Here is a 21,378-nt window from a genome sequence, read left to right as displayed (position 1 = left end):
TTTCTTTTGGGTTTTGATTTTCCTTATACCATTCCCAAAAAATGCATTCTTTTTACGTTATCTGTGAAATAAACATCGTCGCAATCCCGAAGTATATCAGCAATGATAAAATATCATTGATTGTTGTAATCAATGGACCTGATGCAACAGCGGGATCTGTTTTAAATTTATGAAGAATTAATGGAATAATCGTTCCAGCAAGTGTTCCGATAATTAATGTAACTAAAAGAGAACTTCCTACAACAAATCCAAGCACCCAGCTTCCTCTCCATAGATAGGCTATAATAGTTATAATAATCGCACATGTGATGCCGATAATAATTCCTACCATGAACTCTCTCCATAAGAGCTTTGCAGTATTTTTTAAATTGAGTTTCTCAGAAACAAGACCGCGTACAACAACTGCAAGAGATTGTGTACCTGTATTCCCTGTCATCCCAGCAATCATCGGCATAAAAAACGCCAAGGCAACAACACTTTCTAATGTTTCTTCAAAACTGTCAATAATTCCTCCAGATATAAGTCCGATAAATAATAATAGAATAAGCCAAGGAAGTCTTCTTCCCGCTGCGATAAACGGACTTGTGTGAAAATCAATTTCTTTCCCTGATGCAGTAAGTTTTCCAATATCTTCATCCGCTTCTTGATGAATAACGTCAATAATGTCTTCTACATGGATGATCCCCATTAATTGTTTCTTATTATTGACCACCGGAATAGAAACCAGATCTCGATCACGAAAGACTTTTGCTGCTTCTTCTTGGTCTAGATCAACCGGAAAATAAACCAGACTCTTTTTCATAATATCGGAAATAATTGCTCTATCATCTGCTTCAAGTAATTCTCTTACCGATAAAATTCCGGTTAATTGTTGCTTCGAATTGATGATATAAACATAATGAATATTCTTTTTTCCCTGTACTTGTTCTCGCAAGTGAAAAATAGCTTCATTTACTGTATACGACTCATTCAAAGCAGCGTAACCTTGTTTCATTAATAATCCAGTTGTTTCTTGTCCATATTGATCAGGCTTCATTTTGAAACCTCCTTTCTACAGAAAATATGGAGAATAAAAAGTTTTATCTGCCATTTGCTTTCATCTTATCAAGTCTAATACAATTTTTAAAAATAAAGTACTTTTTAGGAGGATTCCAAATACAAATAATGATTACAGTACTTCTATTGATCTAGAATTTCCTGTTCAATACTTTTCTATCCCATAAATAAAATGAAATTTGTATCAAAATAGCAATAAGCAAAAGAACAGTAATAATTATACCTAAATATGCTAAATCAGCAGAAAGATCTCCACCACCATAAATCAAACTGAAATAACTGTTCACCCCATAAGTCGCCGGCAATATATCACCTATCTTTTGATAAAATGATGGAAGTAATTCGCGGGGAACGATTGCTCCAGAACTAACCAGCTGTGTTGCTGTTAAGGCAATATTAAAAATCATTCCTGGATTACCAAACAACATTACAAAAACTTGAGAGATCGTTAAAAAACTAAAGAGCAATACTGCTTGGAATCCCCACAGTGCGAAAAAGTGCTGGTCCATTTCTATATGAAATAGGTACATAAGGGAGACTGTCAATAAAGATATTCCAACCGCTAATAGAACATTAATTGCTTGCCTTCCAAGGAAAAGAGAAGTTCGTGAATAGCTGTTGGTTAATTTTCCATTAGCAAACTGTAAATATTGACTGATCAGCATGGCACTTATATAAGAAGCTAATACAATCAATAGTGGAACCATTGTAACAGCAAAGCCCTCTTTATCATTTGTTTTCACTATGTTTTCCTGTACAGGATTACCTTGCATGTTTTCCTCTACCAACTGCACTACTTGCGTTGCTATCTCCTCAGTCATTGCTTCCATCTCTTCATTTGGAGCTTCTGCTGCTGCCATTTCTGGAATACTTTCTGCCAATTGGCTGTCTCTTATTTCTCTGACTTGTTGATTGAATGAATCATTTAATTGATTTGCTGCTGTTTCCATCATTTGTTTTGTCAATGTTGGAGCTGACTGATTAATATAGTAATCAAACGTTATGTTTTCGTTTTCTGCTATTTTTTCCATTAATTGACCTGGAAGATGAATCAGCATATTGATATCTCGCTGATCTAATGCTTGTTTTGCTTGATTTAATTCTTCATACACCTCTACTTGAAATAAATTTCTCTCCTCTAATTCATTTATTATCTCTTCTCCCAGGGCAGCATCATTATTGACCATTCCAACCGAAAATTGATCTGTACGATCATAAACCCCATCGTATCCTGTTAACCAGACAATCACAAAAATAAGTTGAAACGCAATCGCTACCGAGATACCTAATAACGTTTCTTTCTGTTTGAAAAAGCTTTTTAATACGTTCATTGTGCATTCCTCCTTTTATTAATGTAAGTACTTGCTTGCATAACGTTCAAAAAAAATTATTGAAGCATTTGAATAAAGTATGCGATATTTTTATTTATAAAATCATCAACCGATAATTCCTCTGATCCAGAATTAATTCTGGTTTTTGTTAGAAAATAACCGAAATTAATAAAAACGAAATTGGTGGCAACAATATAAGGATCTACTTTTCTTATTTTTTCTTTTTCTACCATTTGTGTAAAATAATTTGTAATAATTTCAATATACTTTTGCGGTACTTGTTTTAATAAATTATTTAATTCTGCAAATTGTTCAGACTCTCTTAATGCTAATAAAATAACGTTTTTCTTTTTATCCAATAAAGCTTGATACTCTCTTACAATCATGTTTAAATCTTTTTCTAAGTCCCAAACTATTTTTTCTGCAAATGTATTTTCCAACAGTTCTACAAATGCATATTTTTGCATAGCTGCTTCCACAATCCCTTTCTTATTTCCAAAATGACGAAACAATGTCACCTCATTGACACCTGCCCGTTCAGCAATTTCTCTGGTTGTTGCCCCTTTGTATCCTTTTTCATAAACCAATTCTACTGCTGCTTCAATAATTTTATCTTCTGTTGATAATTCCAAACTACTTCCCTCCAAGATAATGCAAGTAACTACTTGCATATAGTATAGGAATAATTTTATGTGTTGTCAATCGTTGAATTAAAGGAAGCAACCTACTTCTTACCAAATAAGATAATCATTGCTGTAAAAAATAAATATATGGCAATCAAAAGGAGATGGAGTAATCTATCATACCATTTATGAACATATTATTCTTGAAGTACGCCAAGATGTTGTAGAAGATATTAATCTTCATGTTGGTATATATGATAAAAGACTTTGGCTATGGAGATATAAACGGACTGCTTGGTCTAGATCTGTTAATGAAAGCAGGGTTTACAATAAACTTTTCACAATTGAAACTACATCGTTAGAGTAGACTTTGTGAAAAAAACTTCTTTTACTCCATTCTGTTAACTATGGAAAATCTCATCCACTGTTGTTATTTTAAAATCATGTCATACATTTATTCAAAATAAATCCATCTATAGAAATTCCCACAAATTCTCCTACTCCTGTAGGTCAAACAGGGCGTTCTCATGTTCACTTACGGTTTTAATCATTAATGACAATCCACCATTTATCATCCTTCATAAATTTAAACCGTGATATGCATGAAACACACCACGGTTTAAAAATCATTTCTAATAAAGTCTATTTACTTGGTTTAATATCTTATAGGGTACAGTCAATGTTTCTTACTCTGACTCTTCATCTTCACCATCATCATCACCGTCATCTGAATCCTCTGCTTCTTCATCATGGTCTTCTTTGACTTCAAAATAGGAATCTAAAATTTGCTCACCTACTTTTAGATTAATTTCATTCCCTTCCCCTATTCCGACATGCGGGACAATAACAGCATAAGCAACTTCCGGATCATCAAACGGCGCATAGCCAACTAATGACAAATTATTAAGGTCAAAACGTTCGCCATCAACGTATTCAGCAGACTCTGCTGTCCCTGTTTTCCCGGCCGGATTATATGATTTATCATCGAAATAATCATTACCTGTTCCTTGTGATCCTTGATAGGAGAGACGAAATCCGTCCTGAACACGGCTGATTTCATCATTTGTCATTTCTATTCGATTCATCACCGTTGGATTGGTTGCATAATATAATGGCCCAAGCTCGTCCATCGAAGCAACTGGATCACGGGCCTCTTTTAAGAAATGAGGCTGAACACGATAACCGTCATTGGCGATGGTAGATACATATTGTGCCAGCTGTAAGGCTGTGTATGTATCATACTGCCCGATAGCAAAATCAAGAAGTGTACCCGGATCTTCCGGTGTTTGTCCTCTTAATCCGGTACTTTCATTCGGATAATCAACCCCTGTTGTGGAGCCTAGTCCAAATTGATTGAAATAATTTTGCAGGGTTTGCAGGGTTTCTCCCATATTTAAATCTATATTGGCATTTTGAGGCATCGGATGCCGATTGTCACCGCCCAAGCGCAAGGCAACATAGAACATATAAACATTGGACGACCTTTCCAGCGCCGTTAAATCATTTACTGTCCCCATATCTTGAACCGAACTTTTCGCTTCCGCTCCTGCTAAATTCATCGGTGCATCCCTAAATGTATCTCCCGGAGATATAGCACCTGAATCATAGCCCGTCAGGATTGTCGCCCCTTTAATACTAGATCCTGGTTCATGCGCATTATTAAGGGCCCCCAATCCGGCGTCATTATATTCATCATTCTCATCATCATATTCTACTCCAGAAACAGCTAACAGTTCTCCGGTTTGTGGGTTCATTACTACAGCATAAGCATTTGTAGCAAACCGATTTTCATAAGAATTGCTTGCTTTCATCGATTGAAATTCATCTAATAAAATGTCATCAACCTCTTGCTGAAACTCTAAATCTGTCGTTAATACTAAATCTTTTCCTCGTTCTCCATCAACAATCGTCTCTGAATCAATAATCGATCCATTTTGGCGTGTTGTATATTGAATTTGTTCCTTACGTCCGCGCAAAAAGTCTTCATATTGCTCTTCCAGTCCGCTCCTGCCAACACGATCATTCCTGCTGTATCCCTTTGTCAAGTAAGCACTCATATCTTCAGCAGGAATACCTTCTTCCTGACTGGAAACATTTCCTAGAATACTAGTTAATGTATCTCCATTTGGATAATTACGATCCCACTCTGTGGTAGCATTGATACCAGGCAATTCATCTAAATTTTCAGCTACAGCAGCATATTCCTCCGCTGTTACATCTTCATTTTTCACAACCTGTGGAGTAAGAGCGTACGCACTATCCAACTCTTTTTTGATCGCAATAAGTTCTAACTCTTCATCTGTGAAATCGGAAATTTCTTCATCCGTAATTAAGTCCAGCGTAGCATCATATACTTCGGAATTTTCCATTTCTTCTGTATTTACTGCTTCTAACCGCTCTTCTATTTCTTCCTCATGATGCAATAAATAATATTCTCTTCTATCTCTTTCTGTAATTTGATCAATATATTGGTCATCACTCATATCAATATATTGCGATAACGCTTCGGCCACCTCTAGACGATCCTCTGCTTGAACGTCATTCGAAGGCGTATACGTAATAGAATACAACGCTTCATTATCTACAATAATTTCTCCATTGGTATCAAATATTTTCCCTCGGGGTACTGGTACGCTCGTCGTATCTAAATTCGTCCTCTGAATTTCTTCTTGATAAGACTCCCCATTTAAAATCTGAACAACACCTAACTGAAGTACGAGTGCAGAAAATAAAAGGAAGATGGCAAAGAAGAGGATATTCATACGAACTGGAAGCAAGGCACGTTTTTTATTATTCTCCTTTTTGTCTTTCACTTTTCTCCTCCTTATTTTATATCAGGTATATTATCAATACGAATTCTCTGTAAACAGTTTTAATAACAAAACGAAAAGCATATCTATTTGTTGCTCTATATATTCATTTACGAAACTTACATTAACATATATGAACTTGAGAACCCAGTTTTAACTTTTTTTCAGAAATCTTATTTAGGCATGGCTGGATTTTTATTTTTGTCTATTCCTTTACCAATATTATAAGTAAACATACTTCATAAAGGAAACTTTAGGTCAATCAATTAGGCTATAATTTTAAATCTATCCTTTACAATAGATAGACTGCATCGTTTCTTGATCCTTGCACTTCACCCTATGCCTATGGAAAGGAAATTACTTTTAAAGTGCGCAAGTTGAGTTATAAGTAAAAAAGGTTATCCACTTTGTATCGCATTAAGCTCAAAGCAGATAACCTAAAGATGTTTTATTACTGTTTTACAGCATACCGGATCCATAATGTATCATGCGCTAATTCCTTAACAGATTTCAGTTGAAAAGCTGTCTCTTTTATACGGGAGTACGGGGATTTTGCGGCAAAGAAACGATGTCCATTTGGATCTCCATTTGCAATAGGAGCCAAGATAACACTCACTTCGTCTACCAAGCCATTCTGAATAAATGACCAGTTCATGATACCGCCGCCTCCAACCATCATACGCTCGATGTGGAACAGGTTATAGAATTTATCCAGCATGACATCATAGTCAATTTGCTCTTTCCCAGCAATAATATAGGATATTTCTTTCTTCCTGAGAAAAGCTTTATAAGCATTGGATGCCTGCTCTGTTAAGATTTCCACAATATGCGAAGGAACACCGCCATAGCCAAAAGTATTTTCTTCAAAAGCCAATTCCCCGCGTGGATCTATCGATAAATAATACATAGGCGCATCAGCATCCGCCACATAATCTCCTTCCGGAACAGGGGGTGCATTTTCATCTAACACTGGTGTTTTATAATGAGTAATGCCGTCTTCTGTCGTTGCCTTCCCGTTTAAATAGCCTTGTATCCCAAACCGCTGTTTTTCAGGATCTAATGCAAGCTCTTGATATTGCCTGCTTGCTTCTTCAAATTCGCTTAGATTCATAATATCCAGATTACCATCAATCGAGGTATGGGTGTGTATAATAATATATGGTTTATTCATTTTGCATCCTCCTAGTTATTAAATCAGTATGGAGACTGTTTCTTTGGCTGCATAATTTCATGTTTTTAACGAAATGCAGCAGGCTTGTCGCCATCTGTATTTGGCTGACTGATGCCAACATTCTCATTTTTGTAACGCTCCGGATTTTCAACGATTTCTGATATAAATTGAGCAAGACTGGCCCGGGAAGTCTCCGTTCCTTTGTACATTTCCCCTTTATCCGTCAATTGAACGTCTGTGATTGGTTTATTCGTGAGCCAGACAGGGCGTAAAATAGTATAATCCAACGAAGAATGTTCGATAGCTTCTGCTGCTTTTAAGTTTATTGGCCGTGTAGAACCGACCATTTCAAAGTCCCAGGTGTTAAAAGGTTCTGGCAATTCATCATAAATACCCCCTGCATTGATCGCAATGATTCGTTTGACGCCCGATTCGGTCATTGCTTGTCCCAACGTCTCTGTGGTATCTCCTAAATCCATTCCGCCCATCGCATTAATAACGATATCCTGTCCTTTAAGGGCTGCTTTCAATTCTTCTATATTTCTAGCATCCCCATCCACTATTGTTATATCTTGACTGGCTTTATCTTGCACTCGTTCAGCCTGGCGCAAAAAGAGCGTCAGCTTTACATCTATTTGTTCTTGTAAACGGGGGATGATTTCTCTGGCTGTACGACCGTTCGCACCGATAATCATAACGTGTTGCATGAAGGTATCCTCCTTTTTCATTGCGTTGCATCCAATTCTGTCTCCTTTTGGAAGGGCAGCTGGAAAGGCGGACTTTCCAGCTCCTGTCTCTCTAATGACAGTCCACATGTCAATCGTGTTGTTTAATCTCTTTGATGCTTTCTTCCAGAATAGAAATTCCTTTTTCTATTCCCTCTGCATCGATAATTAATGGAGGCAATAATTTAATGACATCATCATCCGCTCCAGAAGTCTCGATAATCAGTCCTTTTTCAAATGCTTTTTGCGTTATTTCTTCTGCGATACCTGGTGTTCCGCAGGCGATTCCCTGCATGAGTCCTCTTCCTCTTAATGTTCCATTCATAAATGGATACGCGCTGATTATTCTGGACAATTCTTGTTGGATAGTTTCTGCTTTTTCTTGAATATCTAGGCTGAAACGATGATCTTTCCAATAATTCAACGCTTCCGTTGCCGCTATAAATGCCAGATTATTCCCTCTGAAGGTGCCATTATGCTCTCCTGGGTTCCATCTGTCCCATTCCGGTTTAATCAATGTAACCGCCATTGGTAAGCCTATTCCTCCTATGGATTTGGATAGACATACAATATCCGGATTGATCCCCGCTGGCTCAAAGCTGAAAAAGGTGCCTGTCCGGCCGCAGCCTGCTTGTACATCGTCTACAATGAGAAGGATTTCTTTTTCTTTACAAATCTGTTCTATCTCTTGTAACCACGTATAGCTGGCTGTATTTAGTCCGCCTTCTCCCTGAACCGTCTCTAAAATAATCGCTGCCGGTAAATCTACCCCGCTTCCATCATCAGAAAGAAACCTTTTTACATAATCAATGGTATTTTCCCCTTCTACATAATGATCAAAAGGCATCACCGTTGCATTATTTAAAGGTATTCCGGCTCCTTTCCGTTTCATTGCATTGCCGGAAAGAGCAAGCGAGCCTATCGTCATCCCGTGGAATGCGTTACTAAAACTGATAATATTTTCTCTTCCAGTTACTTTACGGGCAATCTTGATGGCAGCTTCCACCGAATTCGTTCCCGTAGGACCTGGAAACATGACTTTATAATCTAGCCCTCTTGGACGAAGGATAATTTCATTGAATGCTTTTAAAAATGCTGCCCGAGTTTCTGTCCCCATATCCAAACTATGAATAATCCCGTCATTCTTGATATGCTCTATCAAAGCATGCTGCATTTTTTCATTATTATGCCCATAGTTTAATGCGCCTGCTCCAGCGAAAAAATCGATATATTCTTTTCCGTTTGTATCCCATAAATGGTATCCTTTCGCCTTTTCAAATACAGCAGGAAAACTCCGGCTGTAGCTTCTGACTTGCGATTCCAAATCATTTATTGTCTCTAATGTAGATGATATATTTACAGACATTCTGTACACCTCTTGCTTTTTATAATTTAACTGCTTATCTCAGATAATTTTTCATCCTTATGCATTTATCGTCCCTGTTCGATCCGGTAATCCAATTTATTTTCCATCCTGCTAATTTTATTCATCACTTCTGCATACCCTTTTCCTCTAATAATTGCTGTGGCCAAGTAACAAGATTCAAAATCTTTTGGAGGTAAAGCCACTTCATCCTGGATTTGCTTAACAGGAATAATCAAAATCACATCCTCATCCTCCATGACATCATCCAAACCGCGTATATCCGTAATAACACCTTCTTGATCTGCTAAAATTTCATAGTGACATACGCTATATGAGCTGATTTGGTCAAAATCCGGCCAGCTGTCCTGGATGCTTTCTCCAACAGCTACTTTTATAATAAACTCTAAATACGAAATGCCCGAAGCTTGTTCAATGACATGCGATGCAATAAAACCGCCTGCAGGACGACCCGCAACTTCTATCACTTTGAATCCCTCAGCTGTTACTCTGCCTTCCAAGTGAAAAGCACAATTATTGAATCCCAGCTCTTTCACTGCTGTTTCCGTACATTTCTTTATATTCTCGACAGTTTCATTATCTTTTTCAGATGGGAAAATCTCCATGTAATCCAATGAATAACCAGATGACACCAGATTATCCGCGACACCTGTCATATAGACATGATTATCCTGAACCACTCCGTCAATCGATACTTCCGAGCCATCCAAATATTCTTCGTAGATATATTCATTCGGATAGTAGGTATAAATTTTATCTTCTTCAGGAGAGGTCGATGCAATCATGACGTCATATATCTCACGAATATCCGTATCCGCTTCTATTTTAAAAATACCTTTACTCCCTGCTGCACCGACAGGTTTAAAAATAGCCGGTGTACCAATTTCTTCAGCTGCTTGTTTCAAATCATCGAAAGATTGAACACGTTTAAACTTGGGACAAATTCCAGGGACCTGACTTAGCGCATCTCTCATAAAATATTTATTCCTGGCTCTTTTGGCAGCTTCTACGCTAATAGCTGGTAAGTCTAATTCGGAACCGATTTTTGCCACCAGCTCCACATCTTTATCAGATCAGGTTAATACCCCTGCAATCATATGATCGTTTGCATAGTCTATACCCGCCTTAACGGACGCTTCCATATCATACGTATCTACTATAATAAGATCATCAATTAACCCTGCATCCAAGTCAGGATCTTCATCTGCCATCAAGGCGACCCGATAACCTAACTTTTTTGCAGCATAAATTGGTTTCATTCTTTCTACTTTATAGTTTCTTATATTTACATATATCAACGTCTTCAAAATAGATTTCTCCTCTGTACTTTGAATGGAATCTCCTCTAACAATAAGTTGAACCGTTACATTTTGTGACCCTCTTTTATATTCTCTCTGTATCTATGCTCGACGTTCTAACCGTAAAACAAAACGCCATTCAGCGGGATTTTTCAACCAAATATCTCAACCACAAGGCATCGTTTTGCTGATAAACAGGTAATTTGATTAAAACCCAATCCCCATTAGCATCCATCTCACCATAAAGCAAGCGGCTGCTTCGAAGCAGGTTTGGGAGAGACCGCATCGATATATTCAAGATCCTGTTGGGTTAATGGAATTTCAGCTGCCTTTACATTATTTAATACATGATCAGGATTACTTGATTGCGGTATAGCAATGGTTTCTCTGTTTCGGATACACCAAGCTAATAAAATTTGAAAAATATCTGCCTGATGCTTTTCGGCAATTTCCTTTAAAACACTTTGCTCTGTTAATCGGGTGCCGGAGCTATCATGCCGGTCAACCGGTGCATAAGCAATGACTGGCATATCCTGCTTGCTCATGAAAGGAACCAGGTCATATTCGATTCCCCGGTCCGCTAAATTGTAACGTACTTGATTTGCCGCACAATTTGCGCCTTCTGGAAATGATACTATTTTTTCGATATCATCTGTATCTAAATTAGAAACACCCCAAGCCTTGATCTTACCTTGGTTTTTAGCTTTTTCCAGTGCTTCCACTGTTTCTTGAAGCGGGATGTTGACGTGCCAGTGAAGCAGGTATAAGTCCAAATAATCCACATTTAATCGTTTTAAGCTATCATCCAGACTAATTGGCAACTGCTTTTCGGAAGCGTTGGAAGGAAGAACCTTGGAAATAAGAAACAAACCCTCCCGTTTTTGGAGATAAGGTTTAATAGCTTTACCCACCAAGCGTTCAGAATTACCGCTTCCGTACATTTCCGCTGTATCAATGACTTGAACCCCATTATCCAATCCGGCTTGTATGGCTTTTATTTCTTGATCAGCTTTATTTGGTTTATCTCCCATATTCAACGTACCTAAACCGATAGGAAACACTTCTCTTCCGGCAATTTTCACTTTTTTCATCTGTTATCTCTCTCCAAACTTTTATATCATATTGGAAAATCCTTATTATTTTCATCGTTCGGAATGACAGTTACTCTAATTCGGAAAGTGCAATTCGATAAAGCCTGTCATCACTATCCTCAGGCGAACCTCTGCCATCTCCGTTATTACTTACAAAATAGAGATAATCATCCTCGACCCGCACATCACGAATTCTTCCAAGATCACTTATTACTTCACGATAATCTCCTGTTTCCAAATCAAATGCTAATACAGCAGACCCTCTTAATGCCGCAACATATAAGGTATCATCGTCATAATCCATGCCTGATGGTGCCCATGTTTCTTCATTCCCAGAAGTGAATAACGGGGAAACGAACCCTTCTTGCTCTTCTTCCCCTTCAATAATTGGACAGCCATAGTTTTCACCAGGTTCAATCACGTTTACTTCATCATTGGCATTGTCCCCATGCTCACTGGCATACATCGTACCATCTTCAGCCCATGTAATTCCTTGTGGATTGCGATGGCCAAAGCTATAGACATAGGAATCAGAAGCAGGATTATCATCGGGGATGGAGCCATCTAAATGCATTCTTAAAATGTTCCCGCCCAATGAACTCTCATCCTGAGCTAGTTGCGTATCAGAAGCATCTCCTGTGGTTGCATAAAGCATTTCATCCGGCCCTATTTGAAGTCTTCCCCCATGGTGATAGGCACCGCTAGGGATTTCATCGAGAAGCAGATCATCTTCTCTCCATACCTCATCTTCCAACTGCAGGGTTACAATGCGGTTAAATTGCCCCTCGCCATTTTCATAGGTATAGTAAGCATAGGCTTGATTGGACTCAGAAAAATCAGAAACCAGTGTAAAACCCAGTAATCCCGCCTCTGAAGCTGTTGAAATCTCATGTTCTAATTCCACCTCTTGCCTTTTTGCTTCACCATCTTCTATTCGGACAATACCGCCCGTTCTTTCTGTTATATAAAACATATTATCCTCTACCATTTCCATCGACCATGGTACGTCTAAATTTTCTGCTATAATTTCTAAACCTTCCACAGGCATCGTTGTCTCTTCCTCTTGCGTATCTCCGTCATTATCAGTTGCAGCAGGATCCTCTTCATTTGCCAAGCATCCAATCAGTAAAAACACTCCGAGCAGATACCCTGATATGATTTTCTTCATGCACATTTCTCCTCTCCAATTTATTAATAACTCAACTTTCGCACTATAAAAAGTAGCTTCATTTCCAGAGAAACAGGAGTTGATCGTTCCTTTGCTAACTCCCTTGACAAGGAATAGAAGGTAAGGTGTCAAGCTACCGCTGCGGCGGACCGTTTTGACTCCTGAGGGATCAGCACCATCTGAAGATCCACTTTTGCCAAGCGACCTTCTTTGCAAAAGTTAGCTGAAGAGCGTGCCCCTATGCAGACTAAAGTCGCAACGTCCTGGGGTTGCGATTACTCACCCCATTAAAACCGTTGTTGCAACGTCTGCACTAGTACGTCCTGTACGTCGGAAAGCGGAGTGGTTGGCCGGAGCGGGAGCTACACTCCAAACCCTGTTCAAAAATAGAGGGATGCTTTAGCTAAAAGCAAGCATGCTAATAGAATCCATGTTCATCCTGGTACAGCAAGAGTTATATGCTTATTCTTAGGTGCAAAAGTCGAGTTAATAAAAAGCATAAAGGTATTTTTTCATTAAACCCTCTATCTCACTTTCTTTTGTTGGGATTCATGATACCCCATCAACCTGACTTTAGGGCAAATCATTTGCGCATATTTTTAGATAATTCATTTTGACACTCGCCAACTAGTATGATAAACTCCTTTCAACTATTAAGTTTACTTTAGGTTTATCTTTGAAAAGAGGCGATAAAATGACTTATTCTATTGGAGAAGTAGCAGAAAAATTAGATCTTACTATCCCCACCTTACGTTATTATGATAAAGAAGGACTCATTCCTTTTGTCGAACGCACCGATAATGGAACGCGCGTATTTAAAGATTCCGATATCGAGTTACTAAATGTTATTCAATGCCTGAAATCCAGCGGTATGTCTATCAAGGATATCAAGACATTTATTGAATGGTGTTCTATAGGAGACGCTTCCTTACAACAAAGATATGACTTATTTATCAATCAAAAAGCAGTTGTAGAAAAACAAATGGAAGAATTAAAAAATACCATGGCTCTCATCAATCATAAATGTCATTATTACAAAGTAGCGTTGGAAGCAGGAACGGAAGATGTGCATAAAGACAACAAAATAGGAAATACCGTTTTTTAATTCCTAAAAATAGCTGCACTTTATTATGTTATATATAAAGTGCAGCTATTTTTAGGTCTCGAATTCAGCAAACCCTTAAGAAGAGATGAATAAATTTGAAAGTGCACCGAGAAAATATATTGCAAGACAGCTTTGCTGAATTAGGAGCAGGCATTGATTTTAACGACGACAACCAACCATTTTATACCGAGAATTTTTTAAATGACCAATGGTTATACTAAAGTCAAGAAAATACGATAAAGCGCTAAATCTCCAATGATTCCGGAAGAGAAGATATCTATTTTGAACGAAGAAAGACTGTATATTGTTCTTCTCTTCCTACATAGAAGTAATCGGGAACATATTTAAAGGCTCCACGCTATGTTTAAGAGGTGAAAACACATGAACTTACAAAAACTGCTCCAAACAATCCGCACACAGATAAGCCTACCGGATAGGATCATTCATAACATAACAACAAATTCGCAATCCGTAGAAAAAAATGATTTATTCATTGCCATAAAGGGATACAGCTTTAATGGCCATGATTTTATTAACCAAGCAATCGAAGCTGGAGCTGTTTGTATTATAGGGGAAGAGGATATTCAAGAGCTGCCCGTGCCATATATTAAAGTTCCCAACAGCCGCATAGCTCTGTCTGAACTCGCTTCTGCGTTTTACGGAAACCCAGCAAAAGATAAAAAAATAATTGGGATTACCGGTACAAATGGAAAAACCACCACAGCATATATGATAAAACATATTTTAGAGAATGCCGGTCATACGTGTTCTATGTTTGGTTCCGTAAATACGATCATTAACGGGGATACATACCCTTCCCTGAATACGACACCTGATGCGCTGAACTTGCAAAAACATCTGGCCATAAGCAATGATGAATTTATTATTATGGAAGTATCTTCGCATGGAATAGCACAAGGCAGAATACATGGGATTACATTTGATTTTGGCCTGTTTACCAATTTAGATCATGACCATCTTGATTATCATGGTGACATGGAAGGTTATTTCTTAACCAAAGCAAAAATGTTTGAAAAATTAAAGGATAATGGATGTGCAATCATCAACAATGATAATGCATGGGGAGAAAAACTTAGCGGCATGCTCCAATCATGTGCTTTTTCATTCATTACGTTAGGAAATAAGGAAAACGATGAGCTGACGATAAATAAAATAACTCCTGGATTTTCTGAAATCTCTTATAAAGGACGGAACCTTCCCCTTCAATTAGCCATCTTAGGCCAGCATAATACGTATAATGCAGCAATGGCATTCCTGACAGCTTCACAAATAGGCGTCCCCGTCCAGCAAATTATGAAATCATTACGTACATTCTCTGGTGTCCCCGGAAGATTTGAAGTATTCAGACGTTCAAATGGGACGACTGTCGTTGTCGATTATGCGCATACTGCAGAAGCTTTTTCTAACTGTTTAACTACAGCTAAAACCCAAGGAGCAGGAAAAGTCTTTCATGTTTTTGGTTTTAGAGGAGACAGAGATGCAAGTAAAAGGAATAAAATGATCACCATTTCTAAAAAATTGGCGGATGAAACCATTCTTACATTGGATGATTTAAACGGCGTCCCTCCTGCTGCTATGTTGCAGGAGCTGAAAGAATGGAATGAAGGACAGGTTATTTCAGATCGTACATTAGCTATCCAGTATGCCCTTGAAAAAGCAAAGGAAAATGACTGGGTAATTATCACTGGGAAAGGGCATGAACCTTATCACTCCAAATTCACTTTGCCAGCGAACTCGGATAAAGAAACCGTTGAATATATTTTGCAGACAGATAACATCTATAATAAAACCTTATAAAGGCGAGAGAAACGTTATTGAAAAATGAAATGAACAGGCAATGTAAATAAGGATACTATTTTCCGTTATTGTCCTTTTTTTTCTCTCCTATCCATTACAAAATAAATACAGCGAATACAAAAGCATCAGATTAAAATCACTTTCGCATCCGCTGTTTTCATTCCATTTTACTTTATAAAGTATGTCACATTATCATACGACATCAGTTATTCCACCGATTCACTCTCATAAACAGGGGAAAGTTCCAGCTGTACTTCTTCCACATCTCCGCTGATTCCTCCACTGGATATCGGCCCTTCTGTATATTGCAGTTCCTCCCAAATCATGGTGGCGCCGCCGGACATATGATAGGAATGAGCAATGATAGCGCCTCGCACCGCTGCTCCGCCGGTCAGAGAAACTTCCGCATTGGGGGCAAATATAAGTGTAGGTGCTGCCCAGGAACCGCCGCTGATTTTTATATGATTACCACCTGAAAATATATTCCCTTTGACTCCTGCGCCAGCTCCCAAATCAATCTCTCCATTTTCGGCATAGACTGATCCGAATATTGTTTGACTGCCGGCCAACTTTAACTCCTGGTTCCCTTCCAGAAAAATATCTAGCTGTTTTACATCGCCATGATTATTTATTGTACTGCCGGAACCGAATGTTATTCTGTCCGTCACATAGATGGTAAGCTTTCCTGTACCTGTTATATTGATATGTCCATTTTCCATGTCAAGATGGTCAACTACGATTGCTTTATCTGAATCTCCGGTATGGATGTTCAACACTCTATTCGCATTGAAAGCCATGTTCTTAAATGCCAGATTGTCATCCATATTTAAAGTATAGTTATTCGCCCGATAATCTGTAATAAGCAGACTCCCATCGTTTACAACATGAAATCCATTCACTTCTGTATCCGGTAATACGCTATATCCTGCAGGAATATCCGGAAACGGAGGCAGCTCCGGATATCCTCCTTTTTCTGCTATATCATTGGCTCCTGGATAAAATACACTCCCGCCCCGATTAAGTATTTTTGCAGCACGAGCTTCGGATCCTCGTGGAGCAAAATAATCTCCATTTACTATTTCTTCTCTGCTGATGACCATCGTATCGTCACCCGGCATGACCGTGCCGATGTCTCCGGTAATCGTGCCATTATCTGCATAAATCGTTTCTTGCACCAAAACAGCCATTTCCGGGATGCTTCCCTCATTATTTTGTGTCCGGTTGACTTCAAATGTTTGTTCTAATTTCCTTGCATTCGTACCAATATGGCCGGCGGAAGTCATCACATAGGTCCCAGTATTCTCTTGATCAGCGACCTCTTCAATCGTAATAGCAGCGTAGGGCCTTTCGGAAATTCCCGAGACCATTTCAAATTGATTATATTCTTTATCAAGCTGTTCAAATGCTTCGAAGAGATTTTCAAAATAAGCAGAGGAATCGCTGATTACCTCCGTGTTGTCTATGATTTGTTTGACTTCTTCCATTTTCACTGTTAATCCAGCCTCGGCAATATAAAACGCAGATTGATCATGCTGTTCTCTCGTCGATGTTTTTACAGAATTCAACGTCATACTGATAATACTGACACCAAGTATCGCAATAATCGTGATGATTAAAACAACTGTCACCAACATATATCCTGATTCATTTGTTGATATGTATTGATTTTTTATCCATTTTTTCATAGGAACCAACCTTTTTATAGTAAGGGCGTGTTTCATTATATAATATCCATCATCGAAAGAGTGAGACGATCTGCATCTGCTGTTTCCCGCTTTGGCAGTCTTTCTGATAATCCTTGGTCTCCTGTCCTCTGTACAATTACCTCTGAATTAATTCGGTCTCCACCAATTTTCCATTGGCATTGCTTATTCGGACGACGTACATATCATCTTGCTTTGATACAGTAAAATCGGTCACTTCTCTCACAAAAGGAGTCCCATTTTTATACAGTATTTGTCCTGTTGCATGATAATGATAAGAAATTTCCGTACCATCCGGCTTCACAAATGTTACCTCTCCAGAGCTTTCTCCATCTGTAATTACTGTTTCAGCCATTCTGAAGTCTTTGGTTACTACTTTTGCTGCATAGGTCACATCGAATAGGGATTCCGATTCTGCGGATTGTTGTGTATACTGTTTTTGAACGCCTGTCATGACTTGAGACAACAACAATATGAAAATAGCACCAATGACGAAAACAGCGAGCAGTTCAACAAGTGTCAGACCTTTTTCATTTGTCAGCAATTTTTTCATCGTGGCTCCTGCCCCCATGCTAATACATTTTGCATTTTCACCTGTTGAGCATCGTCATTCTGCTGGTATACTTCCACGACAACGCGATGAAGATGATCAGCGCCGTCCTTTTCTAATCTTATTTGGGTATAATAATCCTCCGTCTCTGGATCATCATGATGAAACGTATAATACATCCAGTCACTATCTTCCTCTACTTCTGTATAACCAGCGGCTTCCATCGCCGTCCTATAATCGGTTGTTCTCTGACTGAGAGCATACAGATTTTCCATTTCTTTTTGAGCAAGATAAGATGCATCTACTACTTCCTCCGATGTTTTATTGATTGCAGCTGACTGTGTAAATACAGTTAAAAATATTGTCAGTACCAAGCCCAGGAGAACAACGGAGACAAGCGTTTCCACCAGTGTGAAACCTGACTCGGCAATTATCTTTAATCGATGCTTTGCTTTCAACAGCTCCCTCTCCTGTTCTTGAGATAATACCTTCCCTATCCTAAATCGCATTGACCAAAGGCTATCAACTTATTCTTCTCCTTCATAATAAAACGTTGTAATATCAACGGTAGCCGTCATGGTTTCGCTGCTTTCTTCTATCACCAGCTCCCGTTCTGCCGGTTTTTCAAATTCTAAATTTGTCACGAACATCGCTCTTTCTTGTTTTTCAATTTCTTGCAGAAACATTTGAAACTGTTCATAATCAGGGGATTGTATCTGTAATGTAACAATAATCGGTTGTAATCCTGCAGGAGTTTCTGTCATGTCGATGACCTGATTCTGTTCCTCATTGGCATTCTTCGTCTCTTCTTCTGCTGCTTCCACTGCTTCAGACGCTTCTGATTCTTCCGTATTCTGCTTGTCTTCAGCTTCTTCCTCTGTTGCTCCTTCTTCCTCTTGCTCTTCTGACACTTCACGCTCTGGCACTTCTCCGTCATACCCGAATGACATTTCATTAATCCGGCTGTTACTGAGCAACTCTATTTCATTTAAAGTAAGAAGAAAAGATTCAAGTTCCGCCGTATCTGGAATGATTTGCTCCTGCTTCAGCTTTTCCGCTTCCTTATTTTCTTCCGCAGTATCCATCTCCAGCTGTTCTTCCCTGGCTTCTAACTCGGCAATTTCATTTTGTATCGATGCTTCTTGGCTCGCAGCGTCTTGCAAATCTGCAGCTAATGGCCGGACAAAGAAAAAGTAAGTCGTAAAACTCAGGACAAACAACAGAATCAAAATGAGCAGGAATGCATTTCTATTCTCCTGAAATAGCTGTTTCATCGTTTTCTTCCTCTCCTGCTAAGCTTTGATGATCGACTTGTAACGAGTACGAGACACGGTAGCGGGGAACAACATCGTACATATCGTTCTGCAGTTCGGTTTCTTCTGCCTCTTCTTCAAGTGTAAATGTTTCCATATAATCCATTTCCACATTGTTCATATAAGCTGAATCATTCAAATGTCCAATATAGGCAGATGCATCCGACATTGTCTCAAATTCCGTTTCGACGGTGACAGAATCATAATCATATGCATATTCGCGGACATAACCGTTTTCCGGTAATAAGGTGATAAATGCATCAACGAATAGAGACGTTGGAGAATCATAATTTTCGACAAAAACAATCGCCTGATCGAACGCTGTTGTCTGCTCCGATTCCAAATTATTTATTTCAGCAGAGAGAATGTCTCGTTCTTGCGTCAGTGCATTTACGCTTTCCTCGGTATCTGCCAATGTCGCTTTTGTTGAAAAATAAAAGTAGCCTAGTACCGCAAACAGCAGAACGCAAAGAATCAATCCAGCAATAAATACCTTAAATAATATCGATTCGCCTCGTTCGTATTTAGGCAGTAAATCAACTTCTGGAAGCATCTTTCTTACCTCCTCTAAGCGCCAGACCAAAGGCAGGGATAAATACCGTATCGATTTGTTCTCCTATCGCCGGCGTCCACCGTTCCTGCAAGCGAGTAACAGAAACCCCTTCAAATCGATTTCGCATTGATTTATAAATGGTGTGCAATGCAGGATAGTCTCCTAATAAAACCATATCGGTAACGCTTTTTTCTCCTTTATGCAGAGAGAATCGATAAAAATTCATAACCCGTTCCAATTCGTTCACTTGATCCTGCATCACTTCCGCAACTGTTTCCTCATCCTGCACATATGTCCAGGCATGCCTTTGCATTTCCCAGTCCTGCTCCGGCCGTATTAAATCCAAATCCAGATCCTGATAGCGTAAAAATTCCAGCTGATGTTTATGAAATATCCCTAAATGAACCGATGTGACATTACATTCAATGATGAGATAGACACGGTCTTCCTGAACTTGATCCATATGTTCAAAATAACGGTAATCCCCAAGGATCCCGACATCGGCCGCAATTGGCTTTAAATCAGCGTCTGCAAATATTTCTGTATACTTCCTTAACTCTTCTCCCGGGGCGGCAAAAAAATAAATCTGTTCTGTTTCACGCTGTTCCGGATCAATCAAATCAATAATCGGGTCGGAAAATGGCAGGTGAATATGTTTTCCAATTTCCATTTGCAGATATTCTCGAATTTCTTCCTTCGCTTTCAATTTGGACGGAACCTCTGCTTGCCGCATAATCACAATCGGGTCAGGCACATTAAAACGCACTTGCCGATTTTTAATTCGCAGTTCTTTGACAGTCGTTTTCATAAATTCATAGAATGCTATTTCATCTATTATTTTCCCCTGCTCTATGATGCCGGCAGGGAGTACTCTTTCTTCTACAAATTTAACCAGGGAAATATCACGTCCATTGGTTTCCACCAGACGTATGGCATAATCTTTTATCGAGATATGAATCATTTTTTTGGATTTTGTTAAGGAAAACATTTCAAACACCTCTGCTTTGTTACGTTATAAGGAAGATTAGCAAGCCATCCTTTTCACCATGCCGCCAGCTATTATGACGGCATCGTGGAAAGAATTGCTTGTATCATGACAAGCATTCTCAGCGCAGCTTGCCGCTTGCGCTGAGAATACATTATGTTTTACAGCTTAATCACAAATATCCCGGCCTTGATCAGCTAATTCCGCTTTTGTACTTGCTCCAAACGTACATTGGCTCTGACTTGACTCCACCAGTATTTCGCCACTTTGTTTGCTTATGGAAAATACACTCAAGCCGTCTGAATTGCTGTTATCCCAAGGGTCGATAACTTCTTCGATTGTGTTCATATTACTATAATCATTCGAAGGAGAACTTCCTACCTCTCCCCCGCTGGCTTCATACAGCTCTCCTGCAGAGATGACTTGCTGCGCATTCGCAATATGTGCATCTTCCCTGGAATTATCAATAACATTCCCGATTGCCACGAACGCAATAACCCCGACAATTGCTAAAATAACTACTACTGCAAGCAGTTCAACCAGCGTCATTCCACGTTCATCTTTTTTTAGTCTTTCCATCCATCTTATAAGTGCTTTTTTCATTTTTTTCTCCTCCAAATCATGTACTCCGTATGATTGATCCTCAACAAATACTTACACATTCGCCTCTTCCGTTTACTCCAGCCTCACCTCC

21 protein-coding genes are annotated in these 21,378 nt (G+C 38.9%); 3 read left to right on the top strand and 18 right to left on the bottom strand.

Annotated features, from left to right (window positions below; genetic code table 11):
* Window positions 1–52: 52 nt before the first annotated feature.
* The 11 genes from mgtE to ACFQ19_RS11130 all read right to left on the bottom strand — a co-directional run bounded on the left by mgtE (window position 53) and on the right by ACFQ19_RS11130 (window position 12,657).
* The gene (gene mgtE / locus ACFQ19_RS11180; RefSeq protein ID WP_379592163.1) at window positions 53–1,036 is read right to left on the bottom strand and encodes a magnesium transporter; all 984 of its coding nucleotides are present in this window, start codon (window positions 1,034–1,036) and stop codon (window positions 53–55) included.
* 151 nt (window positions 1,037–1,187) lie between these two features.
* Window positions 1,188–2,387 (bottom strand): YhgE/Pip domain-containing protein, encoded by a 1,200-nt coding sequence (locus tag ACFQ19_RS11175; RefSeq protein ID WP_379592162.1) that lies wholly within the window; start codon window positions 2,385–2,387, stop codon window positions 1,188–1,190.
* 56 nt (window positions 2,388–2,443) lie between these two features.
* On the bottom strand, window positions 2,444–3,019 hold the full coding sequence (locus ACFQ19_RS11170; RefSeq protein ID WP_379592161.1) for a TetR/AcrR family transcriptional regulator: 576 nt from the start codon (window positions 3,017–3,019) through the stop codon (window positions 2,444–2,446).
* A 677-nt stretch (window positions 3,020–3,696) separates the two neighbouring features.
* The gene (locus tag ACFQ19_RS11165; protein WP_379592160.1) at window positions 3,697–5,823 is read right to left on the bottom strand and encodes a peptidoglycan D,D-transpeptidase FtsI family protein; all 2,127 of its coding nucleotides are present in this window, start codon (window positions 5,821–5,823) and stop codon (window positions 3,697–3,699) included.
* Window positions 5,824–6,271: 448 nt separating this feature from the next.
* Window positions 6,272–6,991 carry a dihydrofolate reductase family protein gene (locus tag ACFQ19_RS11160; RefSeq protein ID WP_379592159.1) on the bottom strand — a complete coding sequence of 240 codons (720 nt, stop codon included), beginning with the start codon at window positions 6,989–6,991 and terminating at the stop codon, window positions 6,272–6,274.
* A 65-nt stretch (window positions 6,992–7,056) separates the two neighbouring features.
* Window positions 7,057–7,698 (bottom strand): SDR family oxidoreductase, encoded by a 642-nt coding sequence (locus ACFQ19_RS11155; RefSeq protein WP_379592158.1) that lies wholly within the window; start codon window positions 7,696–7,698, stop codon window positions 7,057–7,059.
* Between the two features lie 109 nt (window positions 7,699–7,807).
* On the bottom strand, window positions 7,808–9,082 hold the full coding sequence (ectB, locus tag ACFQ19_RS11150; protein ID WP_379592157.1) for a diaminobutyrate--2-oxoglutarate transaminase: 1,275 nt from the start codon (window positions 9,080–9,082) through the stop codon (window positions 7,808–7,810).
* A gap of 65 nt (window positions 9,083–9,147) precedes the next feature.
* Complete coding sequence (locus ACFQ19_RS11145; protein WP_379592156.1) at window positions 9,148–10,152, bottom strand: ATP-grasp domain-containing protein; 1,005 nt, start codon at window positions 10,150–10,152, stop codon at window positions 9,148–9,150.
* 21 nt (window positions 10,153–10,173) lie between these two features.
* Window positions 10,174–10,407 (bottom strand): hypothetical protein, encoded by a 234-nt coding sequence (locus ACFQ19_RS11140; RefSeq protein WP_379592155.1) that lies wholly within the window; start codon window positions 10,405–10,407, stop codon window positions 10,174–10,176.
* 227 nt (window positions 10,408–10,634) lie between these two features.
* A complete protein-coding gene (locus ACFQ19_RS11135) occupies window positions 10,635–11,489 on the bottom strand; it encodes an aldo/keto reductase (protein ID WP_379592154.1) in 855 nt (284 codons plus the stop codon).
* Window positions 11,490–11,559: 70 nt separating this feature from the next.
* The gene (locus ACFQ19_RS11130; protein WP_379592153.1) at window positions 11,560–12,657 is read right to left on the bottom strand and encodes a PQQ-dependent sugar dehydrogenase; all 1,098 of its coding nucleotides are present in this window, start codon (window positions 12,655–12,657) and stop codon (window positions 11,560–11,562) included.
* A gap of 694 nt (window positions 12,658–13,351) precedes the next feature.
* Between ACFQ19_RS11130 and ACFQ19_RS11125 the strand changes: the two genes are divergently transcribed.
* The 3 genes from ACFQ19_RS11125 to ACFQ19_RS11115 all read left to right on the top strand — a co-directional run bounded on the left by ACFQ19_RS11125 (window position 13,352) and on the right by ACFQ19_RS11115 (window position 15,580).
* On the top strand, window positions 13,352–13,762 hold the full coding sequence (locus ACFQ19_RS11125) for a MerR family transcriptional regulator (protein ID WP_379592152.1): 411 nt from the start codon (window positions 13,352–13,354) through the stop codon (window positions 13,760–13,762).
* A gap of 95 nt (window positions 13,763–13,857) precedes the next feature.
* A complete protein-coding gene (locus ACFQ19_RS11120; RefSeq protein ID WP_379592151.1) occupies window positions 13,858–13,983 on the top strand; it encodes a hypothetical protein in 126 nt (41 codons plus the stop codon).
* A gap of 160 nt (window positions 13,984–14,143) precedes the next feature.
* Window positions 14,144–15,580 (top strand): UDP-N-acetylmuramoyl-L-alanyl-D-glutamate--2,6-diaminopimelate ligase, encoded by a 1,437-nt coding sequence (locus tag ACFQ19_RS11115; RefSeq protein WP_379592150.1) that lies wholly within the window; start codon window positions 14,144–14,146, stop codon window positions 15,578–15,580.
* A 206-nt stretch (window positions 15,581–15,786) separates the two neighbouring features.
* On the opposite strand, the gene ACFQ19_RS11110 is transcribed toward ACFQ19_RS11115, so the two are convergent.
* The 7 genes from ACFQ19_RS11110 to ACFQ19_RS11080 form a co-directional block, all read right to left on the bottom strand.
* Window positions 15,787–17,265, bottom strand: a complete 1,479-nt coding sequence (locus ACFQ19_RS11110; protein ID WP_379592149.1) for a pilus assembly PilX N-terminal domain-containing protein — start codon at window positions 17,263–17,265, stop codon at window positions 15,787–15,789.
* Between the two features lie 136 nt (window positions 17,266–17,401).
* Window positions 17,402–17,836, bottom strand: a complete 435-nt coding sequence (locus ACFQ19_RS11105; RefSeq protein WP_379592148.1) for a PilW family protein — start codon at window positions 17,834–17,836, stop codon at window positions 17,402–17,404.
* Window positions 17,833–18,291, bottom strand: coding sequence for a prepilin-type N-terminal cleavage/methylation domain-containing protein (locus tag ACFQ19_RS11100; protein ID WP_379592147.1), 459 nt, complete (start codon window positions 18,289–18,291; stop codon window positions 17,833–17,835). Before ACFQ19_RS11100 ends, ACFQ19_RS11105 begins: the two co-directional genes overlap by 4 nt.
* 69 nt (window positions 18,292–18,360) lie before the next feature.
* Window positions 18,361–19,107 (bottom strand): hypothetical protein, encoded by a 747-nt coding sequence (locus ACFQ19_RS11095; protein ID WP_379592146.1) that lies wholly within the window; start codon window positions 19,105–19,107, stop codon window positions 18,361–18,363.
* Window positions 19,082–19,699, bottom strand: a complete 618-nt coding sequence (locus ACFQ19_RS11090; protein ID WP_379592145.1) for a hypothetical protein — start codon at window positions 19,697–19,699, stop codon at window positions 19,082–19,084. Before ACFQ19_RS11090 ends, ACFQ19_RS11095 begins: the two co-directional genes overlap by 26 nt.
* Window positions 19,683–20,687: a type IV pilus biogenesis protein PilM gene (gene pilM / locus ACFQ19_RS11085; protein WP_379592144.1), complete on the bottom strand. Its 1,005-nt coding sequence runs from the start codon at window positions 20,685–20,687 to the stop codon at window positions 19,683–19,685. Before pilM ends, ACFQ19_RS11090 begins: the two co-directional genes overlap by 17 nt.
* Before the next feature lie 165 nt (window positions 20,688–20,852).
* Window positions 20,853–21,287 (bottom strand): type II secretion system protein, encoded by a 435-nt coding sequence (locus ACFQ19_RS11080; RefSeq protein ID WP_379592143.1) that lies wholly within the window; start codon window positions 21,285–21,287, stop codon window positions 20,853–20,855.
* Between the last annotated feature and the right edge of the window lie 91 nt (window positions 21,288–21,378).

Origin of the sequence: Oceanobacillus locisalsi (genome assembly GCF_042675985.1) — a bacterium.
In the GTDB taxonomy this organism is placed as follows: Bacteria; Bacillota; Bacilli; order Bacillales; family Amphibacillaceae; genus Oceanobacillus; species Oceanobacillus locisalsi.
This window is presented reverse-complemented; position numbering and strand designations above follow the sequence as displayed.

What these genes read in the sequence shown, in the direction of transcription:
- mgtE (WP_379592163.1), bottom strand. Translation starts at nt 1,036, where the DNA reads ATGAAGCCTGATCAATATGGACAAGAAACAACTGGATTATTAATGAAA.
- ACFQ19_RS11175 (WP_379592162.1), bottom strand. Translation starts at nt 2,387, where the DNA reads ATGAACGTATTAAAAAGCTTTTTCAAACAGAAAGAAACGTTATTAGGT.
- ACFQ19_RS11160 (WP_379592159.1), bottom strand. Translation starts at nt 6,991, where the DNA reads ATGAATAAACCATATATTATTATACACACCCATACCTCGATTGATGGT.
- ACFQ19_RS11155 (WP_379592158.1), bottom strand. Translation starts at nt 7,698, where the DNA reads ATGCAACACGTTATGATTATCGGTGCGAACGGTCGTACAGCCAGAGAA.
- ectB (WP_379592157.1), bottom strand. Translation starts at nt 9,082, where the DNA reads ATGTCTGTAAATATATCATCTACATTAGAGACAATAAATGATTTGGAA.
- ACFQ19_RS11135 (WP_379592154.1), bottom strand. Translation starts at nt 11,489, where the DNA reads ATGAAAAAAGTGAAAATTGCCGGAAGAGAAGTGTTTCCTATCGGTTTA.
- ACFQ19_RS11130 (WP_379592153.1), bottom strand. Translation starts at nt 12,657, where the DNA reads ATGAAGAAAATCATATCAGGGTATCTGCTCGGAGTGTTTTTACTGATT.
- ACFQ19_RS11125 (WP_379592152.1), top strand. Translation starts at nt 13,352, where the DNA reads ATGACTTATTCTATTGGAGAAGTAGCAGAAAAATTAGATCTTACTATC.
- ACFQ19_RS11115 (WP_379592150.1), top strand. Translation starts at nt 14,144, where the DNA reads ATGAACTTACAAAAACTGCTCCAAACAATCCGCACACAGATAAGCCTA.
- ACFQ19_RS11110 (WP_379592149.1), bottom strand. Translation starts at nt 17,265, where the DNA reads ATGAAAAAATGGATAAAAAATCAATACATATCAACAAATGAATCAGGA.
- ACFQ19_RS11105 (WP_379592148.1), bottom strand. Translation starts at nt 17,836, where the DNA reads ATGAAAAAATTGCTGACAAATGAAAAAGGTCTGACACTTGTTGAACTG.
- ACFQ19_RS11095 (WP_379592146.1), bottom strand. Translation starts at nt 19,107, where the DNA reads ATGAAACAGCTATTTCAGGAGAATAGAAATGCATTCCTGCTCATTTTG.
- ACFQ19_RS11090 (WP_379592145.1), bottom strand. Translation starts at nt 19,699, where the DNA reads ATGCTTCCAGAAGTTGATTTACTGCCTAAATACGAACGAGGCGAATCG.
- pilM (WP_379592144.1), bottom strand. Translation starts at nt 20,687, where the DNA reads ATGTTTTCCTTAACAAAATCCAAAAAAATGATTCATATCTCGATAAAA.
- ACFQ19_RS11080 (WP_379592143.1), bottom strand. Translation starts at nt 21,287, where the DNA reads ATGAAAAAAGCACTTATAAGATGGATGGAAAGACTAAAAAAAGATGAA.